At 38.4% G+C, this 1,268-nt stretch carries 1 protein-coding gene; it reads left to right on the forward strand.

Annotated features, from left to right (window positions below):
- Positions 1 to 156: 156 nt before the first annotated feature.
- A partial coding sequence (locus ACOVO2_RS08925; RefSeq protein WP_421769625.1) for a sialidase family protein occupies positions 157 to 1,268 on the forward strand: 1,112 nt, incomplete at its 3' end.

Raw genomic sequence — 1,268 nt, forward strand, 5'->3', positions numbered from 1 at the left:
GTAATATTCTTGATTTTTTTTAATAAATACTCAATAAAATCTAATAAATTTGAAATATTAGTAGTCCACGGTCGATAGTCCACAAGTCGACAGAATAGAAAGCCTAAAAATCCTGAAATATATTCAAACCTTAACAACAGAATTTAGCCATCAGACATGAAAAAATATTTATTATTTCTGTGTGTTTCAATCTTAACAATACATAATGTTTTTGCACAAAACACTGCTGTTCAATCATCTACACTTATTTTTCCGATACAAGAAAAACATGTCCACGCCAGCAGTATTGTGGCATTACCTAACGGAGATTTTTTGTGTGTTTGGTTTCACGGCAGCGGAGAACGTACATCTGATGATGTAAAATTGATGGGAGCAAGGCTCGAAAAAGGTAAGTCTACATGGTCTGAGCCTTTTTTGATGGCCGATACACCGAATATTCCCGATTGTAATCCTGTACTTTTTTTGAACCACGAAAAAAAACTTTTCTTGGTTTGGATTGCTGTTCAAGCCAATAAATGGGAACAATCAATTTTAAGGTTTCGTACCTCGACCGATTATCTGAAAAGTGGTCCACCAATTTGGAATTGGCAGGATAATATTTTACTAAAACCCGATGATAATTTTGCAAAAGAAGTTGCCCAAAGACTGAAAGAAACACCACCCAGCACAGCAGGTTGGGCAGGTTACGCACCAAAATATGATGAATCAATCATTGCTGCGAGTAACGACCCCGTAAAACGTAGTTTCGGCTGGATGACTCGCATAAAACCGCTCCTTTTGCCCAATAAACGAATAATTTTACCATTATATTCCGATGGCTTCAATATGTCGATAATGGCGATTTCTGATGATGATGGCTCAACTTGGCGGCCAAGTTTACCTTTGGTGGGTCGAGGGCCGATTCAACCAGCCATTATTCAAAAGAAAAACGGCAACTTATATGCTCTCATGCGTGATAGCGGCGATGACCCCGCCAGAGTACACACAAGCGAATCAAAAGATAATGGTGAAACTTGGCAAGTAAGCACCAAAACCACTATTCCAAATACTGCAAGTGTTGAACTTTTGGTGTTGCAAGATGGGCGTTGGGCTTTTCTTGGCAATGATATTGACGACGGTCGCTACCGAATTGGCTTATTTTTATCAGAAGATGAAGGAAATACTTGGAAATGGAAGACTTATCTCGAAAAAGTAGAACCTAACAAAGGAAGTTTTTCGTATCCTTCATTGATTCAAACTGCTGACGGATTATTGCATATCACTTATTC

The organism is Emticicia sp. (assembly GCF_049241225.1).
Taxonomy (GTDB): domain Bacteria; phylum Bacteroidota; class Bacteroidia; order Cytophagales; family Spirosomataceae; genus Emticicia.